Raw genomic sequence first — 26320 nt, 5'->3', positions numbered from 1 at the left:
AGCTAAGTCGGCACACTAAATCGTGTGCTTTGGCACGCGTAATAACGTTTATATTTTCATTTAAACACTATTACTAAATAATGGTGCCTCGACCCGGAATCGAACCAGGGACACGAGGATTTTCAATCCTCTGCTCTACCAACTGAGCTATCGAGGCAGCTTCAGATTTAACTAAAAACCACATGGATTTTTAGAACACTTCCCAAGCATTCTTCTGACTGAGCTGTTTGGGCGTGCGGCGTATTAAACTGGTTTTGCCCTTGCAAGTCAACTTTTTTTTTGTAGAGTCAAACTGTTTGAACAGTTTTACACCAATGTGATTAATTAACACAAGAAATGCTGCTTTTTAGAGCGCTTTTAAAGGTTTAAATGTATTAAAGCGCTTTTTTTATGAAATATCATGTAAATTTCATTTTAATGAACATTAACCAGTGAATTATTTCTGGTAAATGATAGGATTAATTTTCAGTACAAAGCCGCTATTTGGCCGCAGTTAATAATGATAATAATTGGAAAATAAATGCAAAGTAAATTTTCTTCTCCGGTGAAAGGCTTGTTGCCACTTATAATAGTCATAAACCTTGTTGTAACTACAATCGCACTAGCTGCTTTCGCTTTCTATCCCTCTGAGCAAACCAGTAAGCTTGCACCTAAAGAACCTGTTAGCTTAGTTGATTTATCTGAAAAGCTCGCCTCACCTCTGGTTACTGCACTGACAGAGCCTGGGCAAAATAGAGCCTCTAAATTACTTAATGTAAGCGCTGCGTTTGGCTCTGAGTTTGAATATCACTTATATAGATATGGTGTAAATTCACCAACAGAGTTAGTTTACTCAACGACTAAACCAGCGATTGAGCCATTGATGCTTGATTTACACACGCCTAATAAAAATACGGTTTACAAGCAATTAAAGTTAAATGACCAGCCTGTTGGTGAGTTAATTATCAAAAGAGTAATACCCAAAGACTCTGTAATTACTTCTGAGTCTTCCTCACTATCGTTAATTCTAGCTCTGTCTGCACTTGTGTGTTTAATTATTTTTTCTCTATTCATAAATGCTTATATTAATGTAAGAATTCGTAAATCAACCAATACGTTGGCTCTTGAATTACAATCAATAACAGAATCATCAGATTACAATAAAACCGTAGATGAAGGACTCGACGTTGGTTTAGATAATGTTGCTCAAAACGTTAATTTGTTGCTAGGCCAAGTACAAACAGCCATAAGTAATAACCGAGTAGCTCAATCAGATCTAGAAAAATTACAAAGTAGCCTAGAGACCGAAGTTCATAATAGAACGCTAGCACTTGAAAAAGCGACACACAGTGCTGAACAAGCTAGTGAAGCAAAAACAACTTTCTTAGCAACCATGAGTCATGAGATTCGCACTCCTATGAATGGTGTTATTGGTACCATTGATTTATTAAGGCAAACCGAGCTTGACGGTGCTCAGCATAGATTGAGCACAATAATCCGTGACTCAGCGTTCTCTTTGCTTGGCATTTTAGATGATATTCTAGATTTCTCTAAAATTGAGGCGGGTAAATTAAACATCGATACAACCCCTTTCTCTGTTACAGATACCATAGAAGAAGTTGCTCGTGTTCTTTCTTCTATTGCTAAAAAACGCCAACTAGATCTTGAGCTATCCATTGCACCGGATATCCCTACAAATTTAATAGGTGATACCATTCGAGTGCGTCAGGTACTTTATAATTTATGCAGCAATGCTATTAAGTTCACGAGTACTGATGAGTCGCGTCGCGGCCATGTTCGCATTGGTGTTGAGGTTGCGCAAAATACGACAGACCATTTTACCCTAAGGTTTACCGTGAGTGATAACGGTAAGGGAATGAGCCAAACTCAGTTAAGAGAAATATTTAGCCCGTTCATTCAAGCTGAAAATTCTATTACGCGTGAGTACGGTGGAACAGGGTTAGGATTATCTATTTGTAAAAGCCTGACTGAGTTAATGCTGGGCACTATATCTGTGTCTAGTGATGTTGGTATTGGCAGTGAGTTTATCGTTGAACTACCTTTTAGTACTGAAAGCACCATTAATTATGCCCATAAGAACACATTAAAAGGCAAGCATGTCGCTCTTGTAACCAACGACTCATCAAGAAGACAAACATTAAGCCGTTACTTATCATTTATGGGTGCCAATACACATTACGCTCAATCAATTTCTGAAATAGAAGAAATTCAAGAACACAGTGAATTGATATGGGTTCTTGATGGTATCGAGTCTATTGATAAAACAAACTCACTATTACGCCGATTAGTCTATACGTTAGAAGATTATAACCAGCAAGTTGTGGTTTTAAGTAAACTTGATGAAGCTGCGATTAATCATAAAAATATCTTTTATCTCAATGCCACTCCGTTATGTAAGTCAAGTTTTATGATCTCAGTACTTGTAGCGGCTGGACTACATACCCCCAAAAAAATAAAACAGGTAAAAACCCTCAATAACTTCTTGAATATAGAGCAAGCAAGAAGCGAGAATAATCTGGTTTTATTAGTTGAAGATAATCTTTTGAACCAGCAAGTATTAACAGATCAACTTCACTTATTAGGGTTTGGTGTAGAAGTTGCTGACAATGGTGAAGAAGGGCTTAAAATTTGGCGCAAAGAACGCCATATGCTTATTTTAACTGACTTACATATGCCAAAAATGTCTGGCTACGATATGGTTGAAAAGATCCGAGAAGAGGCATCTGAGTTAGACGACATAAACGCACAACCGTATATTATTGCAATAACGGCAAATGCACTTAAAGGCGAAAAAGAACGCTGTTTAAATGCGGGGATGAACGATTATATAACTAAACCCGTTGAATTGAATGCTCTGGAAAAGCTACTTAACAATTGGCGAGATAAAAACCAAGAAGACTCCGCTTTGCCGGCCGTCGAGGAAATGAAAGGCCCTTCGGCACCAATTGATATGGACAAACTTTCTCAATACGTTAATAACGACGAAGCAAAACAGATTCGCTTTTTCAAAATGTACATTGAGCAAAGTAGCGTGCTAGTTAAGGACATTAATAGCGCAGTGATTATTAATGACACGCAAAGCATCGCTCAAGCTTGCCATCAATTAAAATCAATCTCGACAACTATTGGTGCAGAAAGTATTGCAAAACTAGCCATAGATTTTGAAACACATTGTAATCAACAAGATTTAACGAGTGATGAGCTAATTGAGCTTAGGGATAACTTAGAGATTGAGTATTCGCGGGTTGCTCAGTTTTTAAAAGAGCAGATAAAAAATGCTGACGAAGACATTTAATTTTTGAACAAAACAAATAAAAGGGCTGACAGCCCTTTTATTTTAACAAAGCTAAAAGTTACTTTTCAGGTGGTCGATAGCCTTCTATCTCAACATCTTTATTCTCAAACAAAAAGCCAACCATCTGCTCTTCTAAAAATGTACGATGTTCAGGGTCCATCATGTTTAGGTGTTTTTCATTAATCAGCATCGTTTGCTTGTGTTGCCACTGTCCCCATGCTTCTTTTGAAATATTATTAAAAATCTTTTCACCCAGCTCACCAGGGTAAAGCTGGTAGCCAAGACCATCCGCTTCTTTTTGTAACTTTTGACAAAATACTGTGCGTGCCATGATAGACCTCTTATACGCTTAAATTTAATTACACCTAGTTTAAACTATTGTAGCGATTTGTTTAACTAGCTTTTTAGTTGGCGCAGCTAAACCAACCTCAATTGATTGGTCAAGTGGATACCAAACGAGTTGACGTTCATTAACTACATCAGGCATTTTATTAATTTTAAGCACATGGGGGTTAATCGTTAATTCAAAATGCGAGAACACATGAGTAAACGGCTCAACTTCTTTGGTAGTTAACTCAAGTCCCTGTTGCACTAAAAAAGCATCCAACTGGCTTTTTTGTTCAAATTCAAAAAAGCTAAACAAGCCACCCCAAATACCAGAGTTAGGTCTTTTTTCCATTAATACTTGGTCATCACATTGGATAATTAATTGATGACAGGCTTTTTTAGGCACTGCTTTTTTTGGTTTTGAATGAGGGAACTGCTTAACGACCGCGTTATTAAATGCCTTACAACGGCTGTTAAGTGGGCAAGATTCACAGTCAAACTTACTTCGTGAACATAGGCTTGCACCTAAATCCATCATTGCCTGATTAAACTCAGTAACGTTATCTTTTGGGGTCAGTTGTTCTGTTAATTGCCATAGTTGGTTTTCAACCTTTTTAACCCCATACCAGCCTTCAACCATAAAATAACGAGCCAGCACGCGCTTAACGTTACCATCTAATATTGGATGATGTTGGCCAAGAGACAATGATAAAACAGCGCCAGCTGTTGAGCGCCCTATTCCTGGCAACGCTATCACTTCGTCTATGCTGGTTGGGAATACACCACCGTATTGGTCTCGCACTATTTTAGCGGTTTTATGTAAGTTGCGTGCTCTGGCGTAATAACCTAGCCCAGTCCAATGATGCAGCACAACATCTTCATCTGCATCCGCCAAAGCAATAATATCGGGGAAGCTTGCCATAAACTTTTCAAAATAAGGAATAACTGTAACAACTTGAGTTTGCTGTAGCATTACCTCAGATACCCAAACTTTATAGGGGGTTTTATTCAATTGCCATGGTAAGGTTTTACGCCCATGTAACTGATACCAATCAACTACTTGCTGTGAGAACCAGCTTGCGTCAGTGTTGTTTAACTTCAAAATAACTACTTTTATAACTCTACCCTTGATAGCGGGCAGTCTATTGCAGTGAGTTAAAATATCAAGTTCTAAACATACTAAAGGATAAAACCTTGTGATCAAGCTCACGGTCGGGGATAATACGCCACCATTTTAAACATGTTGTTTTCATCAGGCCAAAATATATGAGTGATTCAAGTAACGATAACCTTGAGCAAGCAAAGCAAGAAGGTAAATATATCCGTACAATTCGTAGCTTTGTTAAACGCGAAGGTCGTTTAACCAAAGGACAAGCAGCAGCAATTGAAAAGTGCTGGCCGACGATGGGCCTTGAGCATCAAAACGGCATGCTTGATTTAGCTCAAGTTTTTGGCAATGACAATGATGTTGTTTTAGAGATTGGCTTTGGTATGGGTAAGTCATTAGTTGAAATGGCTAAAAACGCACCACATTTAAACTTTATTGGTATCGAAGTACACCGCCCAGGTGTTGGTGCATGTTTAATGGACGCAGATGAAGCTGGTGTAACCAACTTACGTGTTTTTGAGCATGATGCTGTTGAAGTCCTAAGAGACTGTATAGCTGATGGCGCTCTTAGTAAACTGCAGTTGTTTTTCCCTGATCCATGGCATAAAAAACGTCATCATAAACGTCGTATTGTACAACCTGCATTTGTTGAAAGCTTACGTAGTAAATTAAAGCTTGGTGGTGTTTTTCACATGGCAACAGATTGGGAAAACTACGCAGAGCATATGCTTGAAGTAATGCAAGCTGCTGAGCACTATAAAAATCAATCAGATACCAATGATTATGTACCTCGTCCTGATTTACGCCCACTTACTAAGTTTGAACAACGTGGTCATCGCTTAGGTCATGGTGTATGGGATTTAATGTTCGAACGCATTAGCTAAGCAACAACCAATTTAATTAAATAAACTTAAGGTAAAGCCATTTATGAGCGCATTAACCAACCCAAGTTCATTATTACTGCGAAATAGCGAGTCACTCAATGCTGAGTCTATTTTGGTGGTTAACTTTGTGCAAGATGGCTTTTTATCTCAACTTAAAAGTTTAAATCCTAAAAGTAACATCACAGCCTTTAGCTATAACCATGCAAATGGTGAGTTTGCTAAAAATATGAGTGGTATAGATGTATCCGTGAGCCATGAAATTGCCAACAAGCAATTTGATTTAGTGATTTACTATTACCCCAAAGCCAAGCCAGAGGCATTGATGACTCTGGATAACATTCGAGCAGTAATTAATGCAGATGCGGATTTACTTGTTGTTGGCGAAAATAAAAGCGGCGTTAAATCAATAGAAAAACAATTTAGCGCTAACTGTGAGTTCAGCCGTAAAATTGATAGCGCTCGTCATTGTGCCTTGTATTTATTTTCAGGCATTACACAGTCAGCTGAATTTAACATTAGTCGTTACCATAAACAGTTTACTGTTGATGTAGCTGGGGCACAATTTGCTGCAATAAGTATCCCTGGGGTATTTAATCACGGCGAACTTGATGCCGGCACTAAGATGTTATTAGAAAACGCACCGAACATTAAAAATGGCCAAGTGCTTGATTTTGGCTGTGGTGCGGGTTTAATCGCAACCTTTTTAGGGCTTAAAAACGCCTCACTATCATTTGTTTGTTCTGATGTAAGTGCGCTTGCTGCCTATGCCACAACACAAACTTTAGCGCTGAATAACATTAATGGTGAAGCCATCCTTAGTGATGGCCTTGCTAATGTCAAAGGTAAGTTTGATTTAATAATTTCTAACCCGCCCTTTCACACAGGTATTGCAACGGACTATACAATTGCAGAGCAATTTTTGAGTAATGCCAAACAACATTTAACAAAATCAGGCAAGCTAACTATAGTTGCAAACTGCTTTTTAAAATACCCGCCTATTTTAGAAACCCAATTTGGTGAATATCAAACTGTTCATAAAAATAATAAGTTTGCCGTTTATTCAAGCTAATTTAAGTACCTAGTAAAAATTTTTATCGCTGCGTAAGGCTGCACCTATGTGCCGTGGTTATTCCCCATTTATGGGTGGTTAACTCTTAATACCTAAATGGATGTAGGTAAAGAGAGTGAGTAGGATGCGGAAACTTTGCTCGGTTTTTACTTAGCTCACTAAGTTGCAAACCTCGCGCCGCGATTAAATCGCCCCTAGTTTGAACGAGTTTTAATCCATAAAGGCCAACAGACATTAAACAACTCAATAATTTTTTTGATATTTTTTAGTCTCTTTCCTTTGCTTTTGCTAGACTTAAAAAACTTACAATAACGACAGCATTCGGGCTTCATCTAAAAAATGCCTAAACCTCTACCACAAACCAGTATACGAAAAGCTCTTATCAGCGCTGTTATGCTGGTTACAGCATTATGCTTATCGTTATCGATTTCAATATCTACATATCTTGATGTTAAAGAGCAAAAACAATTAATTATTAGTAAACTTAACATTCTTGCCGAAATAATATCTTTTAATGCACAAATCACCGTTTTATTTGATGATAATAAAACTGAGCAGCAACGACTTAAGTCATTTGAGAGCATTCCTCTTGTAAAAAATATTCATATCTATTCTATAAATGAAATTTCCAACAAACCTGAGTTTTTTACTAGCTTTAATGCAAAGAAAACCCCGCCTGTTCCATTGCGCGTAGATAGTATTGATGAACTCAAAGAAGCAAGGATAACGGACAACCAGGTTGAGCTAATTAAGCCCATAATGTATGAGGGTGAAGTTAAGGGTTATGTATACATACGGGGCGGCTTAGAAAGGTTAAATGATTATATAAACAAAAAAATAATCATTGATATTCTCCTCACTTTATTTGTTTTAGTGCTGGTGTTTTTTGTCGCAAAACGTATTCAAAAACGGATCGCCAACCCAATTGATGATCTCAGCTTACTATTGCAAGATGTGTCAAAAAATCATAATTATAATGTTCGCGCACCAAAAACAAATATCAGCGAAATAAATATGCTCGCTAGTAGCCTCAACATAATGCTTACTCGCACTCAAAACCAAATTGAGCGCCACAAGAATGATAAGCTTGAAATAAAACAATTAAACCAAAGCCTTGAAGAAAAAGTTAATCAACGCACGATTGCCCTACGTGAAGCGAACCAAGAGCTATTGAACACATTAGAAAGAATGCATCAGTATCAAAATCAAATTGTTGAAAGTGAAAAGATGGCTTCTTTAGGCCAAATGGTTGCTGGTGTTGCTCATGAAGTAAATACACCTATCGGGCTTGGTATTACAGGCTCTACTCTACTTAGAGATAAACTTAGCGAAATCAACAATGGATTCGAAAAGAAAACCCTCACCTCAACCCAGTTAAAACGCTTTATTGATGACGGCATTGAGAATCTAGATCTTATCTATCGAAATTTGAATCGAGCGGCTGAGTTAGTCTCGAGCTTTAAAAAAGTTGCAGTAACCCAAGACGGTGAAATTAAGTCTGCTGTGAATGTTTACAACCTAATTTCAGATGTGCTTTTATCAATGCGTGCAGACATGCAACCCAAAGAACCTGAAGTAAAGGTTCATTGCCCAAGCGAACTAATCTTCGAAACGAAAGTCGGTCCATTACAACAAGTTTTACAGCAATTAATTAGCAATTCAGTAATTCATGGCTTTAAAGATAATATCGGTAATGAAATTGAATTCACCATTGAACGTAATGAGAGCAGTTTAATTATTAATTATCGAGACAATGGTGTTGGTGTTGACAAGACAATCAAGAAACGTATTTTTGACCCGTTTGTTACCACAAAACGAGGTGAAGGTGGCAGTGGCCTAGGTATGCATTTAGTTTACAACTTAGTTACACAAGCCCTGGGTGGAAACGTTTTTTACGACGAGAAGGATGACCGTGGAACCAGCTTTATTATTACTCTACCAACTGATGAAGCGAAAATGAAATGAGGATGAGAGCATTATTAATCTTATTAATATGTATATCATCCAACTCTGTATTGGCGAAATCGCCAGAGCAGGTCAAAGCAGCTTTTTTGTTTCAAATGAGTAAGTTTGTAGAGTTTAATCCTGAGTCAAAAAATCAAGCTGTTAGGTTTTGCTTTTATAACTTAGAACAAGGTATAGGGGGCGTTTTAAAGAGTAATTCGTCACTAACAATAAATGAAAAGCCGATTGAAGTCGTTTTAATTAATAAAAACCAACAAACTTCGGAACTTTATAGCTTTTGTGATATCACATACATTGATGAAACGTTGGAAGATGATATAATTCCGTTTTGGATCGATACCACTTCATCAGACACCTTAACAGTGGGTGAGAGTATCAGTTTTTTAGAAAAAGGTGGTATCGCCGCTTTGGTCCAAGAAGGGAATAGAATCCGACTGTATATCAATAAGCAGCAACTGATGGGCAGTAACTTTAAAGTTCAGTCTCGGTTATTAGCTGTTTCTAAGTTTCATCCAAATTGATTTTACTTGTTAACAAATGGATATACTCCTATAATCTCTGTATTCGGTTTTATAATACAATACCGAATTAATTGTAAATAAAATATTCCGAAAAGGTTAATTAATAATGCAAACGCCAGTCATTCTGATTGTAGAGGATGAAGACGTAACTCGACTAAACCTCGTTAGTTTATTTGAAGCTGAAGGTTACAAAGTTATTGAAGCCATTGATGGCGATGACATGCATGACAAGCTTACAAATAATGATGATGTGAATCTTGTAGTTATGGATATCAACCTACCAGGTAAAAACGGGCTTATTTTAGCACGTGAATTACGTCAAAAGCGTAACGTTGGACTTATTTTCCTAACCGGTCGCGACAATGATGTTGACCGTATCTTAGGCCTTGAAATTGGTGCAGACGACTATATCACTAAGCCATTCAATCCACGTGAATTAACTATTCGTGCTCGTAACTTAATTTCTCGCACAGCCCTTGGTGGTGAAGAGTCTAGTCTCGAAACAAATGGTGTTATTACGTTTAATGGCTGGGAACTTGATGAAAATAGTCGCTGTTTAACATCACCAAATGGTGACGCTAAACGCCTTCCTAAAGGTGAGTACAGAGCGTTACGCTTAATGTTAGATTCACCAGGTCGTATTTTCAGCCGAGAACAACTAATCAAACATATGACTGGTCGTGAGCTACGTGCAAATGACCGCACTGTTGATGTAACAATCCGTCGCATTCGTAAGCACTTTGAAAGCGATAACAGTACATCAGAGTTGATTAGCACCATCCATGGTGAAGGCTATCGCTTTATCGGTAAAATTGACGCCTAAACTACGTTAATTCCACCTCAGCAACTACTTCTCTAGTTGCTGTAAGAATAAATGAAGGGCATGTTGTCCTTCATTTATTTTATCTCCAAGTTCAACCAACCATGTTTGTAACAGGTCGATATCTTCATCAAGCGCCCCATGCTCCATTTTTTTAGCATGTAACTGTACATCGTTTAAACCTACAGAGCCTGCTGCTCCTTTTAGCTTGTGTGCAACTGATTTATATTCTTCTCTATCATCTTGTTTTAATGACGTAGCTAATTCCTGTTGATATTGCGGGTTTAACTTTTCAAATAAGCTACTGCTTCGTTTAAATATTTCAATTCCCATTGAATTTACAAAGTCTTCAATTGTTTCCACATCGAGTAACTCAACTTTTATATCAGTACAGTCTTTATTGGCTACCGTAAGGCGATTTTCATCACATGATTGTGCAAGTTTGATGTCAAATAAGTCCGCCAGCATTCTATCAAGCTTTGTTGTATTAATAGGCTTTGCTAATGCTCCTTGAATAGAAATACCTTCTAGCTCCTCTTCTGCACTTCTTACATTCGCTGTTAAGGCAACAATAGGTAATTTATCAAAGAAACTGTCTGAACGAATTTGTCTGGCAACTTCATCGCCATTAATATCAGGCAATTGCATATCAAGGAGGACAAGATCTAAGTCATCTTCAGTTTCTACGAATGAAAGTGCATCTTCACCTGTTTCAGCCCAAATCACCTCATGCCCTCGCTGCTCAAGCAAGTTTGTAGCAATCTCTGCGTTTAGTGGCACATCTTCCACAAGTAAAATATTTAAGCTTCTACCTACATAATTCTGCTCAGCGGGAGCAACACACAGTGAAAGTGGTATTTCTACCACAAAACTACTCCCTTCTCCTTCAGTGCTGCTCACACGGATATGGCCACTCATTGCGGTAACTAACGCTTTTGTTACTGCCAGTCCAATCCCTGAGCCAATTGCATTTGTGCCGTTTATATCTGGGGCTTTATAGTACATATCGAAGATACGCTGAAGTTGTTCTTGAGGTATACCCTGCCCAGTATCAGTCACATTTATAACTAGCCATGTACCATCTGCGCGATTCTCGCGTAAACACGATAATTGCACCTTGCCTTGCTGTGTAAATTTGACTGCATTGTTTATCAGGTTCCATACAACTTGGCGTAATCGTGTAGGATCTAAAGCTGCGTATACATCAAGCATACCTTTTCGTTCTATATCGAATTCGAGCCCTTTTTGTTCGGCAATTAGTCCTGCAAAGTTAACCACGTCATTGATAAAGTCTGATACGTTAATTGGTGCGGTAACTATATCTAGCTGTTCTCGATCTATTTTGTCTAAATCGATAATGTCATTAAAGATATTACCCAGGGTTTCAGCGCTTGAGAATACAGTATTACACCAACTACGTTGCTGCTTATCGAGCTCAGTATCTAACAGCATACGCGTTAAACCAACAATGCCATTTAATGGCGTTCTCAATTCATGGCTCAGTGTGGCAATAAATTTCCCTTTATCTTTATAGGCAGTTTCAAGTGCTTGCGCTGCTTCTTTACGGCTGGTTATATCACGACCAAACGCCAGTAAACCAATATATTCACCCTCATCATTAATAAAAGGCAACTTACGCATTTCAAACCAACGATTTTCATTATCTACTGGATACTCGACATCGAGCGTAAGGGCTTGGTGTGTTTCCTCTACTTTATTATCTGTTGTGAGTACCTCTGGCAAGTAGGATTCAGGGTATATTTGTTCGGCTGTTTTCCCAATTAGCTCACTAACAGGTTTACCTATCACCTTTTCAAACATTTTATTACACCCGGCAAATACACCATTATTATCACGGTAATAAAATAGATCTGGAGAGGAGTCGACAATAGAACGAAGTAACATGCCCTGTTGTGCAAGTTCCTGTTGCGTTTTTTTACGCTCTGCAATCTCTCTACGTAACTCTTCAATCGCACTATGCTTAGCTTGAAAAGCCATTTTACGTTCATCAATCTCAACATTTAAACGCTTGATATTATCTTTAAGCGTTTGGTTAAGAAGCTTTTCTTGCTTAGTTGCACTATCAAGGTAGGCGTATGTTGCGTCGAGTTGGCGAATTGAGTTAATCAACACACTAATTATAATAGGCGATACAACTGCAGTAAAAAACAGCATCGCAAGTACATCTACAATAACCACTTGCCCAATAGCAACGTAATAGAACATGCAGGCCAAAATCAGCGAAACAACCAATAATAGGGCATAGCAAATAGCGGCTGCTTTAAATTCACCAAAACGTGTAATCAAACTGGAAAGCATTCGAACCCAAGGGCTCAAAGGAGAATCTATCATATTTAAATCTGTCTCGTGGCTATGCGCTTGATATCATTGTAAAAGCAATTAGCGCAGTGATAGCGTTGAATAAGTGGCTCAATACGCAGATAGATTGCTAATTATACTATCCGAAGGCCTACAATTTAAGTAAAGCTATAAAAGATAGAGAGTAAATACCATCACTATGGCTGAAAATAAGTATTCTCAAATTCAAATTGATACAAAAGTAACTTAATGATTTGAGTTAATAGAACAACTTAGAAACATATACCAGCCATTACTGATATGCCTTCTCATCAAAACAAAGCAATAATGATCTGCCTAGATGAACTAAAACTTATCTCTCTATAGAAGTATTTTAGCATTTTTACTTTAACAATTTTCATGTTCCGCGACGAAAACATAAAATTTTCATCTACCACGTTTTTTTAAATTATTTCGTGTAAAATACCGCCTTTTAAACTTGCCAATAACGAGATTTTTCATGCAAAGTACTATGCCCGATATAGCGGATACGGCTCCAGCTCTTCAAACAGGTAAATTAAACTGGGTGGGTATGTCAGAAATTGAACTGCCATTTATTTTTGAATCTCGTGGCCTTACACCTGTTAACGTTAATTCTAAAGCAAGCGCTTTTGTAAACCTTCATAAAGAAGATGCCAAAGGTATCCACATGTCGCGCCTGTTTTTAGCGCTAGATACCTTATCTACCGAACAGCAAGTTAATCCTAAAACCATCGCTCAAGCGCTTGATAAATTTATATCTAGCCACGAAGATTTGAGTAACCAAGCTAAAGTAGAGTTTAAATTTGAACTTCCACTGCGTAGAAAATCATTACTCAGTGGCAAAGCTGGCTGGAAAAGCTACCCACTAGTGTTAGAGGCAAAAATTGACCGCGGGCAGCTAAGTTTTGAACTGAGTGTCGATGTCACTTATTCTTCAACATGTCCTTGCTCAGCGGCTTTAGCACGCCAACTTATACAAAATGCGTTTGTTGAAAAATTTGATAAACATGCGCTTAACCATCAAGAGGTTCTTAATTGGTTGGGCAGTACAGAGGGAATTGTTGCTACTCCACACTCTCAGCGCTCTATTGCGAATGTAAAAGTTAAGCTAGATGAACAGATCACAGAGTTTGATGTTGTTAATTTAATAGATACGCTAGAAAATGAGCTAAAGACCCCAGTACAAGCGGCTGTTAAGCGCGAAGATGAGCAAGAGTTTGCACGTCTAAATGGTCAAAATTTAATGTTCTGCGAGGATGCCGCACGAAAAATCAAATCGCGATTAGAAGACGCACAGTACACCGATTATTGGTTAAGAATAAATCATTATGAATCTTTACACGCACATGATGCTGTTGCTATTGCAGTCAAAGGCATAGAAGACGGCTACCAGCCTTAATTAAAAAGTGACTTCACTACAACTAGGCACGTTAATTGCTATTAATTTACAGTGTCAATTTGTTGTTGTGGAGTTACCATATGGAATTCGCTTTATTATCAATATTAGTATTAGTTGTAGGGGCATCTGTTGTTGCATCAAAATTTACCGATGATGGCGGCAATCCTTATCCTTTCACCCGCAAAGAGAGTGTATTTACACAAGTAGAGAGTGCTTTTTTAAACCTACTTGAGCGTGCTGTTGGCGATCAATATAAGATTGTCAGTCGGGTTAAACTGATAGATGTTATTGATTGTAAAAAGGGCTTGTCGCCTAAGGCTAAACGCGCGGCAATTACCAAAGCAAAGAATAAACAGCTAGATTTTGTCTTGATCGACAAAGAAAAAATGACGATTGTTGCTGCTGTTGATTTAGTTAATAACGCTAACAAAGACGGCCACAAAGCGCAGCGCGATTGGTTTGTTAATGGTGCATTAGAATCAGCAGGGATCCCTCACATTCGCATGAAAGTTAAATCAGGTTATCGACCAAGTGAAGTTCGTAATGCCATTATGTTTAAGCTTGGAAAACCAGCGGCTCCGAGTGTTAGACCAAGCCGTAACAGGGTGACTAAGCCAGCAGTACTTTCCCCTTCTCAGGCAAAAGCGCATTCAACAGCATTAGCCGAAATTTAAAGTTTGAAACTATAAAAATGCGAGATTAATCTCGCATTTTTTTGTTTGGTTTTACCCTACTCTCATTTTTGCAGTATAATCACGGCATCTAATTCGAGGAATCAAAAATTATGAATGTTGGTATTATTGGCGCAATGGAGCCAGAAGTTAAAATTTTGCGTGAGGCAATGCAAAACCCACAAATTTTAACTAAAGCAGGCTTTACTTTTTATACGGGTGAATTAGCTGGCAACACGGTTACTTTGGTTCAATCAGGTATTGGTAAAGTAGCATCAGCCATAGCAACAACATTATTGATTGATAATTTTAATCCTGATTGCGTGATCAATACAGGTTCTGCCGGTGGCTTTGATCCATCACTTAGCGTAGGCGATGTGGTTATTTCATCACAAGTACGCCATCATGATGTTGATGTAACTGCGTTTGGTTATGAGATTGGCCAAGTTCCACAAATGCCAGCAGGTTTTGCTGCACACCCTAAATTGATTGAAGCTGCTGAGCAAAGTATTGCTCAAATCAGTGACGTTAAGACATTGATTGGCTTAATTTGTACTGGCGATTCATTTATGTGTGACCCTGTACGAATCGATAAGGCACGTGCTGACTTTCCAACTATGCTTGCAGTAGAAATGGAAGGCGCTGCTATTGCTCAAGTATGTCATAGTTTAGAAACCCCTTTTGTGGTTATTCGTTCTATGTCAGATATTGCAGGTAAAGAATCGCCGCAATCATTTGAAGAATACTTAGAAACGGCATCAATCAACTCTTCGAAGATGGTTGTTGCTTTGCTTGAAAAACTAACATCGGTTAGTTTATAAGGTGTTACCCAATCTAGTTCAACAGCATTTGGACTTTATTGTGTTTTTATTAGCGCTCCTTGTTGAGCGCTTTTTACCTTTGAGTAGTTGGTACCACCCTGATACATTTTTATCTGTAATCTATCGTGCTTTGGGTAAACGCGTTTATCGCGACAAAGAACCTAATAGTTACCAATATTTGTCTTCAATATTGTGCTTTAGTTTAGTTATACTAGTAATAATAACTATTACAGTACTACTGCTAGAGTTTGCTTATTACCCTGAGTTACTCGCTGGGTTAATTTTATATATTTGTCTGCAATGGCAAACACCACAAAAAAAAGCGCTTCGTATAGCTCGTCTGCTAAGGCAAAACCAAAAGGCAACCGCGCGAGAATTACTCAAGCCATTGGTTGCTCGTGATGTAAGTAAGCTTTCAAATACAGGTATTTGTAAAGCGACCATGGAAACTTTCGCGCTAAGAGTTGCCCGCCATTATTTTGCCGTTATTTTTATATATTTGGTTTTTGGCGCCATGGCAACGTTAAGTTATCACTTATTGAGCTTAATGCATCAAGCCTGGCGCAGTGACCTTCCTCCTAACAATGCTTTTTTAAGACCTATTTCAGGGCTATTATTTATTCTCGAGTGGCTGCCAATCCGTTTGCTTACTATAACTGTTGCTCTCAGTAAAGCGAGCAAGCAAAGCATTCATTATATAAAGCATTATGGAAGACACTTTTATCAAAGTAATTCAGGTTGGTTATTAAGTGCATGCTCAGCTTCAGTGGGTGTGCAGCTTGGCGGACCTGCTATGTATCAAGCGCAGCGCTTTAACAAAATGCGTATAGGTACTGAGAGGCTACCAAAAGCTGAAGACATAGCAGTGCTGGTAAGTCGTTTAAATCAGGCTCGCGGGTTTTGGTTATTGGTGATTTTTGGTATTGAGATTATAAAAACGATATAAAAAAACCAGCAGAAGCTGGTTTTTGGATAACCAAACCTCTTAGCTAGTTTGGCTATATTATTACTGAATTTTCATTCTTAGCTATAAAGCTACTTAAGCAACCGTAATATTGGCAAATTTACGTTTACCTACTTGGTAAATAGCCGTGCTACCTTTTGCGATTTCCAGTTTAGAGTCTGTTACTTTCTCTTCACCGTTAATTTTTACCGCACCTTGCTTGATCATACGCATAGCTTCTGAAGTACTAGCAACGAGCCCTGCTTCTTTAAGCATGTTCGTTACAAATACAGTGTCTTCGTCAATTGTCACAGTTACATCTGGGATATCATCAGGTAATGCGTTCTTTTGAAAACGTTTAATGAAATCCTCATGTGCGCCTTGTGCAGCTTCGTCACTATGGAAACGAGCAATCATTTCTTTGGCTAAATCGATTTTGATATCGCGTGGGTTAGTACCCTGCGCAACTTTTTCTTTTAACGCAGCAATTTCTTCGATCGATAAGCTACTTAGCAAATCATAATAACGCCACATTAGTTCATCGCTGATTGACATTACTTTACCAAACATGTCATTCGGCGCGTCTGTAATACCAATGTAGTTCCCTAGCGACTTAGACATTTTTTGAACGCCGTCGGTACCTTCTAATAAAGGCATCATTAGTACCGTTTGCGGCTTTTGGCCTTCATCTTTTTGTAGCTCTCTGCCCATAAGCAAATTAAAACGTTGATCGGTACCACCTAATTCAACATCTGCTTCTAATGCAACTGAATCCCAACCTTGTACTAAAGGATATAGAAACTCATGAATTGCAATGGATTGACCATTTGCATAACGCTTTTTAAAGTCATCACGCTCAAGCATACGTGCAACAGTTTGGCGTGCAGCTAATTTGATCATGCCAGCAGCACCTAAATTCTCCATCCACGATGAGTTAAACGCAACTGTTGTTTTGGATGGATCTAGAATCTTAAATACTTGCTCTTTATACGTTTCAGCATTTGCTAATACATCATCACGAGTAAGTGGCTTACGTGTTACATTTTTGCCAGTTGGATCACCTATCATACCGGTGAAATCACCAATTAAGAAAATCACTTCGTGACCTAAGTCTTGGAAGGTTTTCATTTTATTAATTAATACGGTATGGCCTAAGTGTAAGTCAGGTGCAGTTGGATCAAAACCCGCCTTGATCTTCAGCTTTTTACCAGACTTTAGCTTCTCGACTAATTCGTCTTCAATTAATATTTCTTCTGCACCGCGTTTAATCTCTGCTAGAGCGGTTTGTAAATCCACTTGTATTACTCCAAAAAATTCAGTCAACCTAGGGATTCTAGCGTAAATTAGCCACAGTTTAAATCCACAAAACACTGGTATTAACGCTTTATTAAGTATATCCTGCAATATTAATGATTAATTATCTTGACAGCAGAAAAAGGCACGTTATGGTTCACGTTGTGCACAAACTCCCAAAAAAACACAAATTGCTTATTCTAGGTTTTGTTTCTGCTATTGCTGCCCTAACCCTTATTCCTTCAGAAAAAGCAACCGCCTCAAAAGATAACAGTGCGGGAGCACTCGAAATCGGCAAACGCTACGAATTACAAATTAAAGTTGATGACGCTGAACAATTAACTGAATTAAATTCGCAAGAAGACGCAGCAAAATTACCAGAATATGACCTAGTCGATTTTGAAGTAAAGAACGGTGACAATTTAGCACTTATCTTTAAGCGCGCTGGTTTTAATGCGCAAACCGTTCATAAATTACTTAACACCAATGCAGAAACACGTAAGCTAACTAAAATTCACCCAGGTGAAATACTCAGTTTTGCGACAGCTGAAGACGGCTCTTTAGCGCAGTTACGTTATGTGATTTCAAAAACAGACACTTTATTTGTTACATTAAACGAAGACGGTAACTACGATACTTCAATCGATAGCAAAGAAATCGAAACCTTAACTAAATCTACCGGCGGTGAAATCAGCAATAGCTTTTGGACTTCTGGTATTGCAGCGGGTTTAAGCGAACGCCAAATTATGAACTTTGCTGATATTTTTGGCTGGGACGTGGATTTCGCTAATGACATTCGTAAAGGTGATCAGTTTGGTTTAATTTACGAATCACATTATGTTGATGGTGAATTTATAGGCACTGGTAAAATTATTGCCGCTGAATTTATTAATCAAGGCGAACGCTACGCCGCAATTCGCCACAGTGATGATAACTTCTATACACCGGAAGGCCGCAGTATGAAAAAAGCGTTCTTACGGGCACCCGTTAATTTTAAATATATAAGTTCTAGTTTTAATCCACGGCGCTTACACCCTGTTACAGGACGAGTAAAAGCACACCGTGGTATCGATTATGCAGCTCGCACAGGTACTCCCGTTGTTGCATCGGGTAACGGTAAAGTTATTAAATCAGGCTACAGCAAATATAATGGTAATTATGTATTTATTAGTCACGGCACGCAGTACGTTACTAAATATTTGCACTTGAACAAACGCGCGGTTAAAAAAGGCCAAAAAGTTAAGCAGGGCCAAAAAATTGGTACTGTCGGTGCTACAGGCCGCGTAACTGGCGCTCACCTACACTATGAATTTTTAGTGAACGGCGTTCACCGTAATCCTAAAACGGTTAAACTACCTAAATCTGAGCCATTACCTCGCGCAGAGCTTGCGAAGTTTAAGCCGATTGCAGATACATTCTTAGCACAGTTAGAGCGCAACAGAGAGCTACAGCTAGCGCTTAAATAAGAGCGGTCAGCCGTCAAAAATAAAACCGTTGCTATTCACATAGCAACGGTTTTTTAATGTCTAAACAAAGTCAATCGTTGCGTTTGTGATCGACTTTTTTGCAATTGAATTAAGACTTTAAACTAACAGTAAAGAATAATATTACCAAATGGGCTCTACCAATTAATTGTATAATGACTCAACCGTATTTAATAATTACTGATAAATCACAACCGTGATGAGTGTTACTGTTATGCTAATTTATTTGGCGATTATCTTTGCTCTTGTAATATAAGCTAATAGAACAGCTAATAAAGTCGTTATTAGTGTTGCGGTTGCAAAAACATAGACTAAGCCAAGTGAATTGCCCCACAGACTGATTGCATTGATTGCTGCAACAATAAGTAATGCAAAGCCAGCACATCTAAACAATATACAGGTGCTTTTTTTTAAGCCCAGTGCTTGACTAAATACATGGTTATAATAGCGTTGTAATGACAAACTCAGCAGTGTAAAGCCCACTAATTGCAGCATTATTTGTAGTAATATCAACATATTTAAATACCTTTTACTGTTTGCTTTATATGTGCGTTTGCAGAGCCAATAACACTTCGCCTTTGCAACACAATCGCCGTAACAGCAAAGCCCCCAGCAAAAACCAGCATACTTAAATCAACCCCCAGCATTAACCAATCATTATTCTGTAAGCTCGATAATATACTGTGCTTTGTTGTGAGCATATTAACAAGTGGTATCAAGGCATAGGCTACAGCTGCTAACCACAGCATATTTTGCCAGGCTTTTTCTGCTGCTCGCGTAACACAAAAACAGCTACACAATGCAAATACAATAAACAAGCTGTTCATTTCCCAATGAGCACGGCTAGCCATTTCAACAGGTAGTAAACGGTTAGCCCAAAAATAAGCCGCGATGCCTATGGGTAAGCCAACGACCACAGCTGCATTAAGCTTATCGATAACATTGATAAACCTAGATTGCTGCTTTTTACGTTTTTGCACCCAAATAATCATTCCCGTTGCTATCATTCCAGCCCCTAGCAAGCCAGATAAAAAGTACAACCACCTTAAATAAGTATCTGCAAACAATCCTTCGTGTAAATGCTCCAGCACATCATAAACCTCAGCTGCACTGTATTTTTTTCCTGTGGCTTGTTCTATTTGAACTTGCCCACCGACAGCGCGATAGGTGAAGAGCGTGGCAAGCTCAATGCCCTCTTGTGCACCGAACCACACTTCAAACCCTGGCTGCTCAGTATTTCGGTCAATTAACCCCAAATAACTTACTGCTTGATCTTTAAAACGTGATTTTGCATCAATTAATGCGCTTTCAAGTGATAAGTTTTCAGCGGGTAACGCTATAACTTCCTTTGTAAGGTTTTCAGCTTGTGTTTCATTGTATAACTGGCGATGCATTTTTTTGCCTTCGCCATAGGTTGCATCCACCACAGGGGCAAATGAAATACCCATTAATAAAATAAGTCCGCTGTATGTGATCATTAAATGAAAAGGTAATGGCAATACGCTAAAAATGTTATGTATATCGAGCCAACTACGCAGCCCTTTATTGGCACGAAAAGTAAAAAACTCAATGAATATTTTTTTATGAATAATCACCCCAGTGACTAAACCAATCAGCATCAGCATCGTGGCTAAACTAGTGACCAAATAGCCAACAACAATCGGTACATAATGTAAACTATAGTGCAGTCGGTATAACGCTTCGCCACCACTGGTTTCTCTGGTTGTTATAAGCTCGCTGGTATCAGGCGCAAGGTTTTTTTCATACCACTGCCTACGTGCCCCAGTCTCTTTATTTGCTGGCTGCAACCATGAAATATCAATATAAGGATTACGTGCTGATGGATAACTAATGTACCACTGAGTTGCATCTTCTGCATTGTCTGTGAGTTGTTGCTGAGCAATATCAAGTATTGCTAAGTCATCAATGGGTTCATTTACTATGGCTATTTCTGGTTTCATCCAGCGGTCTATTTCATTTTCAAAATAGCCTGCAGTGCCTGTAATAAAAATAAAAAACAGTAGCCAAGCAAATACAAAGCCAGACCACGTATGTAGCCAGCTCATAGATTGTCTAAATCGAGGTCTCATACTATTGCGGCCCCTGCAAATAGTAATTCAAAAAGTAAAGTAAAATACATGAAACCAATACAACGGCAAAAGCGCGTAACGTTGTTTTAGTAGCAAATACAAATAGCACTGTGATGAGGTAAATGATAAAGCTAGACATTAATCCTGTGATAATACTGTTAGTCTTATCACTTAATAAATGATTGCCAATCAAGATAGCACCATGCATTGCCACAAAATAACCGCCAATTAAAGCAATAAGCACACGAGTAGTTACATGAAATACTGAGAGATGTTTTTTTGTGATATTCATCAATAAGCCCGTTAGGTGCTTTCTTAAAGCACCTAACTAATTCAGGAGTTAAAATGTATACGACACACTAAGGCGTATATCACGCCCTGGCTCTTTAATACCTACAACACCTTCATAACCCTTAATATGTCCGTAGTCAGCAACACTACCGTGGCTTAAATAAGATTCGTCTAGTAAGTTTTGCACTGATAAATCAAACCTTAGATTGGTGAGTGGCTCATAGGTTACATAGACATCAAATAAATCGTAGCCTGGCTTATTGATTGTTTCGAGCTCATTCAACCAACCAAGTTCAATCGAACGGTGGAATACTTCAATATCGTTGAGGCTAGCAACATGGTTATAGTTTAGACCAAACTTAATTTTCTCATTCACATGGTAGTTAAAGTTAATATTGATAGAATCGCCAATTGCATTACCTAAACCGCCATATTCATAGGCTGCCATATCAATACCATCGATAATAACAGTGCTATAACCAGTGGCATCATTAGCGTCTGGCCACACAAATGAGGCATTGTTTAGTTCAACATCGTTATGGCTATAACTTACGATAACATCAAAATTATCGCCTTGATAACCCGATACAAGTTCAATACCTTTGGTTTCTAAATCACCGATATTTTCGTTGAATACACCTTCACGGCCTTTGAACTTATCAAATACCACGTCGTTAATTACACTTAGATACAATGATGCTTCAAACAACCAAGTGCCATCGTTATACACTAAGCCAAGCTCAGTATTATCGACTTCTTCAGGTGATAAGTTTTGATTATATGTCAACTCACCTACAGTGAAAGCATCTGCAACTTGCCTACCTCTAAGCGCTTGTGCATAACCAGCAGACAACTTTAATGATTCGGTAAAACTATACTCAAAACCAATATTGCCACTAATGCCATCTTGTTTTTTAGTTGAAAACTCATCCGATGAAGTCACTGGCGCACCACTTGCGTCGGTTTCAATGACCCAGACACCATCAACTTTAACCCAGTTAACTTCAACAGCGCTGTGATCAAGTTCATAAGCATCATAACGCGCACCAAAGCTAAGTAATAAAGCATCGCTTAATTGCCAGTGATCTTGAATATATACACCCGTCACCGTGCCTTCTTCATCAAAAATACCACCAAAGTCTTCATACGAAGCAGCATGAACTTTATCTACTTTTTGTTCTACACCGTAAGTCAGAGTATGATTGCCTAAATCACTGGTATTTCGGATATCAAAACCCGTTGTTTCGATTGCAGCATCCCAGGTATAAAGTTCGCGTTTAAATGAAGACTCTGTTTGGTAAATAGTCGTTTCAAGGTTTACGAAACTATTTAAGTACCAGCCATGATTTAACACAATGGTTTCGCGCTCTCCCCATGATTCAAACAATGGTGCTCCAGCAATTTGGGCCCAGTTAGTTTGTTTACCAAACTCACCTTCTTCTTGGCGGTTTTCATAGCTTAATGTCAAGCTTTGGTTTTCTGTCAGATCGGCGTTTACTTTTATGAATGCAAGGGTTTGATCGGCTGCTGTCCCTTCTAGATTTCTGCCATCACCATCATCCATGTCATTACGACTAACATTAACATAGGACGCTAACACCCCTATTTCATCAGTTAACCTGCCGTATAATGATAGGCTTTCTTTGTGGCCGTCATTACTAAAATAACTCGCTTTGGCAATACCACCAAACTGCTCGTTATCGCTGAGTAAATTATCAGCACTTTTTGTTTTAAAACGAATTGCTCCGCCAACAGCACCTGTACCAGATGTTGCTTCACCCGCACCGGCTTGTACTTCTATACTTTGTAATAGTTCAGGTTCAATTGCAACACGGCCAATATGATGAAACAGCGTGCTGGTTTGCGGCGCACCATCAACAGTTACATTGACCATTGAGTCTTCCATACCACGTACAAATATCTTTTGTGCTATGCCTAATGATCCACCTACAGTAACCGATGGTGTATGACGAAAAATATCATCTAAATCGTTTGCCTGGTAGTTTTCAAGCTCAAGTGGTGTGATTTCTGAATTTGTTGTAGCACCAACGACTGTGATTTTTTCTATCTTCTGTTCTTGTTTAGTCTCTTCTTGAGTAGCCGCATTGGCGTTAAAACAAAGCGCAATTACAGCGCTGGCAATACTGGTTTTTACAAACGGTTTATTTATTAATACAGATGGCATGAATTAGATCTCAAATAAGTGTTAAATACTTAATTAAGAATTATTACCATTTAAAGTCACTAATGATATGACTTTTACAATTGTTACATTTAAGAAATAGGAATCATTATCACCACTACCAACCCTACACCTAACTCATTTTGTGCGTAGATCTTTGCCCTAACACTGGCTAAATGGCGTTTAGCCAAGGCCAAACCTAAACCAAAGCTATCACCTTCACTTATTCGTGCGTCGTCGACTCTAAAAAATGGCTCAAATACTTTCTTTAAAAATTGCTCAGGGATACCAGGACCTTGATCGCATATCTGTAATTTGTAAAAATTAGACTCCAACGACATGCGAATAGTAACTTGTTCATTGACCGGTGTATAACGCAGCGCATTTCTAATCACGTTTTCGATGGGTGGACATAATGCACGATGGCAGCTATTTTCAATCACTGCGGTTGCTGGGGCATGAATAACCAGCTTTCGATCAGGAAATTCATAACGAGCATCCTCAATTAACACATCAAGCAGGTCTACCAGATCAACGGGCTCTTGTTTAATTATCGGCTTTTCATTTTCAAGCCATGCAAGGGTTAAACTATCTTCAACGAGTTTGCGAATATGTTTTGACTCGCGAGTGATTCGCTCAAGGTGCTGTTTACTTTCGTGCTCATCAAAGTTTTCAACTGCTATATCTAAACGCGTAAGTGGTGTTCTTAATTCGTGGGATAAGTCTGAAATTAATTGTCTTTGATTATTAATGAGCTCACCAATACGACTAGCCATTTGATCAAAGGTAAATGCAAGTTGGGCAAGTTCATCTTTGCGCCCTCCTAAATATTTCGCCACCCTAACTGAAAAGTTACCACGGCTAAATTCTGCAGTCGCTTTTTCTAATTGCTGTAGAGGCGTAATAATATGGCGATATAAAATAATCGATAACACGACTAAAACCAGCATTGGCATTATTATTTGCAACATAAACTTAGTTGTTGTCCAGTAGTTACCTGGGCGCATACGCTCAGGTAATTTTATTAATAAGCTGCCATTAGTATGAATGAAAGGAATTTCCATTATGGGGTTTTGCTCAAAGTAGAGATGAATTTTCCATTCAATGCTGCGCCCAAAGTGATAACCACCAACAATATTTTGATCAAATGATTCACCAGCTATGTGGCTTACCTTAAAACCAGCTATGGATACCCAAGTGTTTTCTTGAGTTTTTAACTGTGCCAACCACGTATTTAATTGGTCTATTTTTCCAGTGGAATAGAGCTTTTCAGCATGTGCTCCCCACGCTTGTAATTGCATGCGATCTTGCTCTGCAATAAAACTCATGCTCTCTTCTGTTTTTAAGGTGAATATGTGTAATAAATAAAAAAATGAAACTAAACCTGTAGCCAAAATTAGGCATAATTTCCAAAGTAACTTTCGCTTCATTTAAAACAGTATCCTTTACCATGCACCGTTTGTAAGCGCTCCCCAAGCCAGTTAGCGTCTGTTAGTTTTCTTCTTACTCGACTAAGATGCATATCAATACTACGATCATAAGCGCCTAACTTTTTATTAAGCACTGCTTGGTATAAATCTGATTTACTGACTATTTTATTTTGTTGCGAAACCAGCTCCCAAAGTAATTTAAACTGAATTGGTGTGAACTCAAGCTCTTCACCATTTACATAAATAACCTGTTTGATAACGTTGAGCATGAGGCCATCAATATTTATTTCTACATGACTGCTTGGTTTGACGCTTGCTTGGCTTCGTCTTAATAGGCTCTCAATTCTGAGTAACAGCTCTTGGGTATTAAATGGCTTGGCAACATAATCATCTGCGCCATGGCTCAAGCCTAAAATACGCTCTTCTTCTGCACCTTTGGCTGAAACCATAATAACAGGCTGCTGGCTGGTCTCTCGCAGTGTTTTTAAAAGTGATACACCGTCTAACTTAGGGAGCATTTTATCAAGTAAAATAAGGTGGTGCTGCCGACGCTGAGCTATTTCTAACCCTGTTAAACCATCAAAGCACTGCTCAACACAGTAACCTGATTTAACCAATAAATCGGTGAGATAATGATTTAACGTATTATCGTCTTCAATTAATAAAACTTTTATTTTTGACACTAGAAATCCAAACCAATAGAAATAGTAATTATTATTATTTGCATAGTAATCACTGAGCTATGTAATGTAAATAAGTAGCTAGGTATTTAAAAAAGGAACAGCTTAGTCATATTGCAAAACGAGTATAGTAAAGCGATTTATCTCCTGAGCACTTCCCTAAGCAACATGATCTATTTTCGCTAATATTTATTAAAAGAAACTATTATGGTGTGACAATATAAGGTTAAGGCATTGTGTGAAATTCAAATCCTGCACCTTAATTACACAGGATAAACCTGAAGAAACGATGGTATTTCTATAATTTCACATAAAACATAAACAATTGATTTTAAATAAATATTTAAAATTATTTTCCCACGACTCAGAGTAAACTGAATAAATAAAACACGTGATAATGCTGCGCTTTAATAAAGACTGAAAGGATATTATTCGTTGGGTTTCGTGATGCGCAAGTCTACGTACGCATCCAATTTTGACGGTTGACGGCTATGCTCTATCGCACCAATACATAAATCAATTGTATAACCAATGAAATCATGACCAATGGCCAAATATACTTAGCATATTTAGTTGCACCATCTAAACCCATTTTTGATTGGTACTTTTCAAGTAATGGCACAAGAATGACAAGAGCGACAACCAAAGATATTAAAATCACAAAAATACTCATACCACTCCTTTAAATTTGTAAAACTAACGTTGAG

22 protein-coding genes and 1 tRNA gene are annotated in these 26320 nt (G+C 38.3%); 11 read left to right on the top strand and 12 right to left on the bottom strand.

Going from position 1 to position 26320, the window contains the following annotated elements; all coding sequences use genetic code 11:
* Nucleotides 1-81: 81 nt before the first annotated feature.
* Nucleotides 82-157: transfer RNA gene (locus CSC79_RS15390), tRNA-Phe, on the bottom strand.
* A 363-nt stretch (nt 158-520) separates the two neighbouring features.
* Between CSC79_RS15390 and CSC79_RS15385 the strand changes: the two genes are divergently transcribed.
* Nucleotides 521-3295: an ATP-binding protein gene (locus CSC79_RS15385; protein WP_099296628.1), complete on the top strand. Its 2775-nt coding sequence runs from the start codon at nt 521-523 to the stop codon at nt 3293-3295.
* 58 nt (nt 3296-3353) lie between these two features.
* Here CSC79_RS15385 and CSC79_RS15380 read toward each other — a convergent pair whose 3' ends face one another.
* On the bottom strand, nt 3354-3626 hold the full coding sequence (locus CSC79_RS15380; RefSeq protein WP_099296627.1) for an oxidative damage protection protein: 273 nt from the start codon (nt 3624-3626) through the stop codon (nt 3354-3356).
* 39 nt (nt 3627-3665) lie between these two features.
* Nucleotides 3666-4727: an A/G-specific adenine glycosylase gene (mutY, locus tag CSC79_RS15375; protein WP_099296634.1), complete on the bottom strand. Its 1062-nt coding sequence runs from the start codon at nt 4725-4727 to the stop codon at nt 3666-3668.
* 161 nt (nt 4728-4888) lie between these two features.
* On the opposite strand from mutY, the gene trmB reads away from it, so the two are divergent.
* The 5 genes from trmB to arcA all read left to right on the top strand — a co-directional run bounded on the left by trmB (nt 4889) and on the right by arcA (nt 9992).
* Entirely contained in the window at nt 4889-5614 is a 726-nt protein-coding gene (gene trmB / locus CSC79_RS15370; protein WP_099296626.1) for a tRNA (guanosine(46)-N7)-methyltransferase TrmB, read from the top strand.
* A gap of 43 nt (nt 5615-5657) precedes the next feature.
* Nucleotides 5658-6683, top strand: coding sequence for a 16S rRNA (guanine(1207)-N(2))-methyltransferase RsmC (gene rsmC / locus CSC79_RS15365; RefSeq protein ID WP_099296625.1), 1026 nt, complete (start codon nt 5658-5660; stop codon nt 6681-6683).
* A 339-nt stretch (nt 6684-7022) separates the two neighbouring features.
* Complete coding sequence (locus tag CSC79_RS15360; RefSeq protein ID WP_099296624.1) at nt 7023-8648, top strand: ATP-binding protein; 1626 nt, start codon at nt 7023-7025, stop codon at nt 8646-8648.
* Between the two features lie 2 nt (nt 8649-8650).
* Nucleotides 8651-9169 (top strand): YfiR family protein, encoded by a 519-nt coding sequence (locus CSC79_RS15355; RefSeq protein ID WP_237114038.1) that lies wholly within the window; start codon nt 8651-8653, stop codon nt 9167-9169.
* A gap of 106 nt (nt 9170-9275) precedes the next feature.
* A complete protein-coding gene (arcA, locus tag CSC79_RS15350; protein ID WP_099296622.1) occupies nt 9276-9992 on the top strand; it encodes a two-component system response regulator ArcA in 717 nt (238 codons plus the stop codon).
* A gap of 24 nt (nt 9993-10016) precedes the next feature.
* On the opposite strand, the gene arcB is transcribed toward arcA, so the two are convergent.
* The gene (gene arcB / locus CSC79_RS15345) at nt 10017-12341 is read right to left on the bottom strand and encodes an aerobic respiration two-component sensor histidine kinase ArcB (RefSeq protein WP_099296621.1); all 2325 of its coding nucleotides are present in this window, start codon (nt 12339-12341) and stop codon (nt 10017-10019) included.
* 466 nt (nt 12342-12807) lie between these two features.
* Between arcB and folE2 the strand changes: the two genes are divergently transcribed.
* From folE2 to CSC79_RS15325, 4 genes are all read left to right on the top strand, one after another.
* Nucleotides 12808-13728 carry a GTP cyclohydrolase FolE2 gene (gene folE2, locus CSC79_RS15340; RefSeq protein WP_099296620.1) on the top strand — a complete coding sequence of 307 codons (921 nt, stop codon included), beginning with the start codon at nt 12808-12810 and terminating at the stop codon, nt 13726-13728.
* A gap of 80 nt (nt 13729-13808) precedes the next feature.
* Nucleotides 13809-14402, top strand: coding sequence for a DUF2726 domain-containing protein (locus CSC79_RS15335; RefSeq protein WP_099296619.1), 594 nt, complete (start codon nt 13809-13811; stop codon nt 14400-14402).
* Between the two features lie 110 nt (nt 14403-14512).
* Complete coding sequence (mtnN, locus tag CSC79_RS15330) at nt 14513-15220, top strand: 5'-methylthioadenosine/S-adenosylhomocysteine nucleosidase (RefSeq protein ID WP_099296618.1); 708 nt, start codon at nt 14513-14515, stop codon at nt 15218-15220.
* Nucleotide 15221: 1 nt separating this feature from the next.
* Nucleotides 15222-16166, top strand: a complete 945-nt coding sequence (locus CSC79_RS15325) for a cobalamin biosynthesis protein (RefSeq protein ID WP_099296617.1) — start codon at nt 15222-15224, stop codon at nt 16164-16166.
* A 93-nt stretch (nt 16167-16259) separates the two neighbouring features.
* On the opposite strand, the gene tyrS is transcribed toward CSC79_RS15325, so the two are convergent.
* Nucleotides 16260-17459: a tyrosine--tRNA ligase gene (tyrS, locus tag CSC79_RS15320; RefSeq protein ID WP_099296616.1), complete on the bottom strand. Its 1200-nt coding sequence runs from the start codon at nt 17457-17459 to the stop codon at nt 16260-16262.
* Nucleotides 17460-17608: 149 nt separating this feature from the next.
* Here tyrS and CSC79_RS15315 point away from each other — a divergent pair, with 149 nt between their 5' ends.
* A complete protein-coding gene (locus CSC79_RS15315; RefSeq protein WP_099296615.1) occupies nt 17609-18922 on the top strand; it encodes a peptidoglycan DD-metalloendopeptidase family protein in 1314 nt (437 codons plus the stop codon).
* 240 nt (nt 18923-19162) lie between these two features.
* On the opposite strand, the gene CSC79_RS15310 is transcribed toward CSC79_RS15315, so the two are convergent.
* The 7 genes from CSC79_RS15310 to CSC79_RS20115 form a co-directional block, all read right to left on the bottom strand.
* Nucleotides 19163-19456: a DUF3325 family protein gene (locus CSC79_RS15310; RefSeq protein ID WP_099296614.1), complete on the bottom strand. Its 294-nt coding sequence runs from the start codon at nt 19454-19456 to the stop codon at nt 19163-19165.
* Between the two features lie 2 nt (nt 19457-19458).
* The gene (locus CSC79_RS15305; protein ID WP_099296613.1) at nt 19459-21006 is read right to left on the bottom strand and encodes a PepSY-associated TM helix domain-containing protein; all 1548 of its coding nucleotides are present in this window, start codon (nt 21004-21006) and stop codon (nt 19459-19461) included.
* A 25-nt stretch (nt 21007-21031) separates the two neighbouring features.
* A complete protein-coding gene (locus CSC79_RS15300) occupies nt 21032-21322 on the bottom strand; it encodes a DUF3649 domain-containing protein (protein ID WP_099296612.1) in 291 nt (96 codons plus the stop codon).
* 48 nt (nt 21323-21370) lie between these two features.
* Nucleotides 21371-23506: a TonB-dependent receptor gene (locus CSC79_RS15295; protein ID WP_099296611.1), complete on the bottom strand. Its 2136-nt coding sequence runs from the start codon at nt 23504-23506 to the stop codon at nt 21371-21373.
* Nucleotides 23507-23595: 89 nt separating this feature from the next.
* The gene (locus CSC79_RS15290) at nt 23596-24933 is read right to left on the bottom strand and encodes a sensor histidine kinase (RefSeq protein ID WP_099296610.1); all 1338 of its coding nucleotides are present in this window, start codon (nt 24931-24933) and stop codon (nt 23596-23598) included.
* Nucleotides 24930-25616 (bottom strand): response regulator transcription factor, encoded by a 687-nt coding sequence (locus CSC79_RS15285; RefSeq protein ID WP_099296609.1) that lies wholly within the window; start codon nt 25614-25616, stop codon nt 24930-24932. Before CSC79_RS15285 ends, CSC79_RS15290 begins: the two co-directional genes overlap by 4 nt.
* A gap of 493 nt (nt 25617-26109) precedes the next feature.
* A complete protein-coding gene (locus tag CSC79_RS20115) occupies nt 26110-26286 on the bottom strand; it encodes a hypothetical protein (protein ID WP_180270447.1) in 177 nt (58 codons plus the stop codon).
* Nucleotides 26287-26320: the final 34 nt, after the last annotated feature.

Origin of the sequence: Pseudoalteromonas sp. 3D05 (genome assembly GCF_002723455.1) — a bacterium.
In the GTDB taxonomy this organism is placed as follows: Bacteria; Pseudomonadota; Gammaproteobacteria; order Enterobacterales; family Alteromonadaceae; genus Pseudoalteromonas.
This window is presented reverse-complemented; position numbering and strand designations above follow the sequence as displayed.

Coding starts and splice junctions, on each gene's coding strand:
- CSC79_RS15300 (WP_099296612.1), bottom strand. CDS start 21,322: ATGAATATCACAAAAAAACATCTCTCAGTATTTCATGTAACTACTCGT.
- CSC79_RS15385 (WP_099296628.1), top strand. CDS start 521: ATGCAAAGTAAATTTTCTTCTCCGGTGAAAGGCTTGTTGCCACTTATA.
- rsmC (WP_099296625.1), top strand. CDS start 5,658: ATGAGCGCATTAACCAACCCAAGTTCATTATTACTGCGAAATAGCGAG.
- CSC79_RS15360 (WP_099296624.1), top strand. CDS start 7,023: ATGCCTAAACCTCTACCACAAACCAGTATACGAAAAGCTCTTATCAGC.
- arcA (WP_099296622.1), top strand. CDS start 9,276: ATGCAAACGCCAGTCATTCTGATTGTAGAGGATGAAGACGTAACTCGA.
- CSC79_RS15335 (WP_099296619.1), top strand. CDS start 13,809: ATGGAATTCGCTTTATTATCAATATTAGTATTAGTTGTAGGGGCATCT.
- CSC79_RS15315 (WP_099296615.1), top strand. CDS start 17,609: ATGGTTCACGTTGTGCACAAACTCCCAAAAAAACACAAATTGCTTATT.
- mtnN (WP_099296618.1), top strand. CDS start 14,513: ATGAATGTTGGTATTATTGGCGCAATGGAGCCAGAAGTTAAAATTTTG.
- CSC79_RS15290 (WP_099296610.1), bottom strand. CDS start 24,933: ATGAAGCGAAAGTTACTTTGGAAATTATGCCTAATTTTGGCTACAGGT.
- CSC79_RS15295 (WP_099296611.1), bottom strand. CDS start 23,506: ATGCCATCTGTATTAATAAATAAACCGTTTGTAAAAACCAGTATTGCC.
- CSC79_RS15310 (WP_099296614.1), bottom strand. CDS start 19,456: ATGTTGATATTACTACAAATAATGCTGCAATTAGTGGGCTTTACACTG.
- arcB (WP_099296621.1), bottom strand. CDS start 12,341: ATGATAGATTCTCCTTTGAGCCCTTGGGTTCGAATGCTTTCCAGTTTG.
- CSC79_RS15355 (WP_237114038.1), top strand. CDS start 8,651: ATGAGAGCATTATTAATCTTATTAATATGTATATCATCCAACTCTGTA.
- CSC79_RS20115 (WP_180270447.1), bottom strand. CDS start 26,286: ATGAGTATTTTTGTGATTTTAATATCTTTGGTTGTCGCTCTTGTCATT.
- folE2 (WP_099296620.1), top strand. CDS start 12,808: ATGCAAAGTACTATGCCCGATATAGCGGATACGGCTCCAGCTCTTCAA.
- CSC79_RS15380 (WP_099296627.1), bottom strand. CDS start 3,626: ATGGCACGCACAGTATTTTGTCAAAAGTTACAAAAAGAAGCGGATGGT.
- trmB (WP_099296626.1), top strand. CDS start 4,889: ATGAGTGATTCAAGTAACGATAACCTTGAGCAAGCAAAGCAAGAAGGT.
- CSC79_RS15305 (WP_099296613.1), bottom strand. CDS start 21,006: ATGAGCTGGCTACATACGTGGTCTGGCTTTGTATTTGCTTGGCTACTG.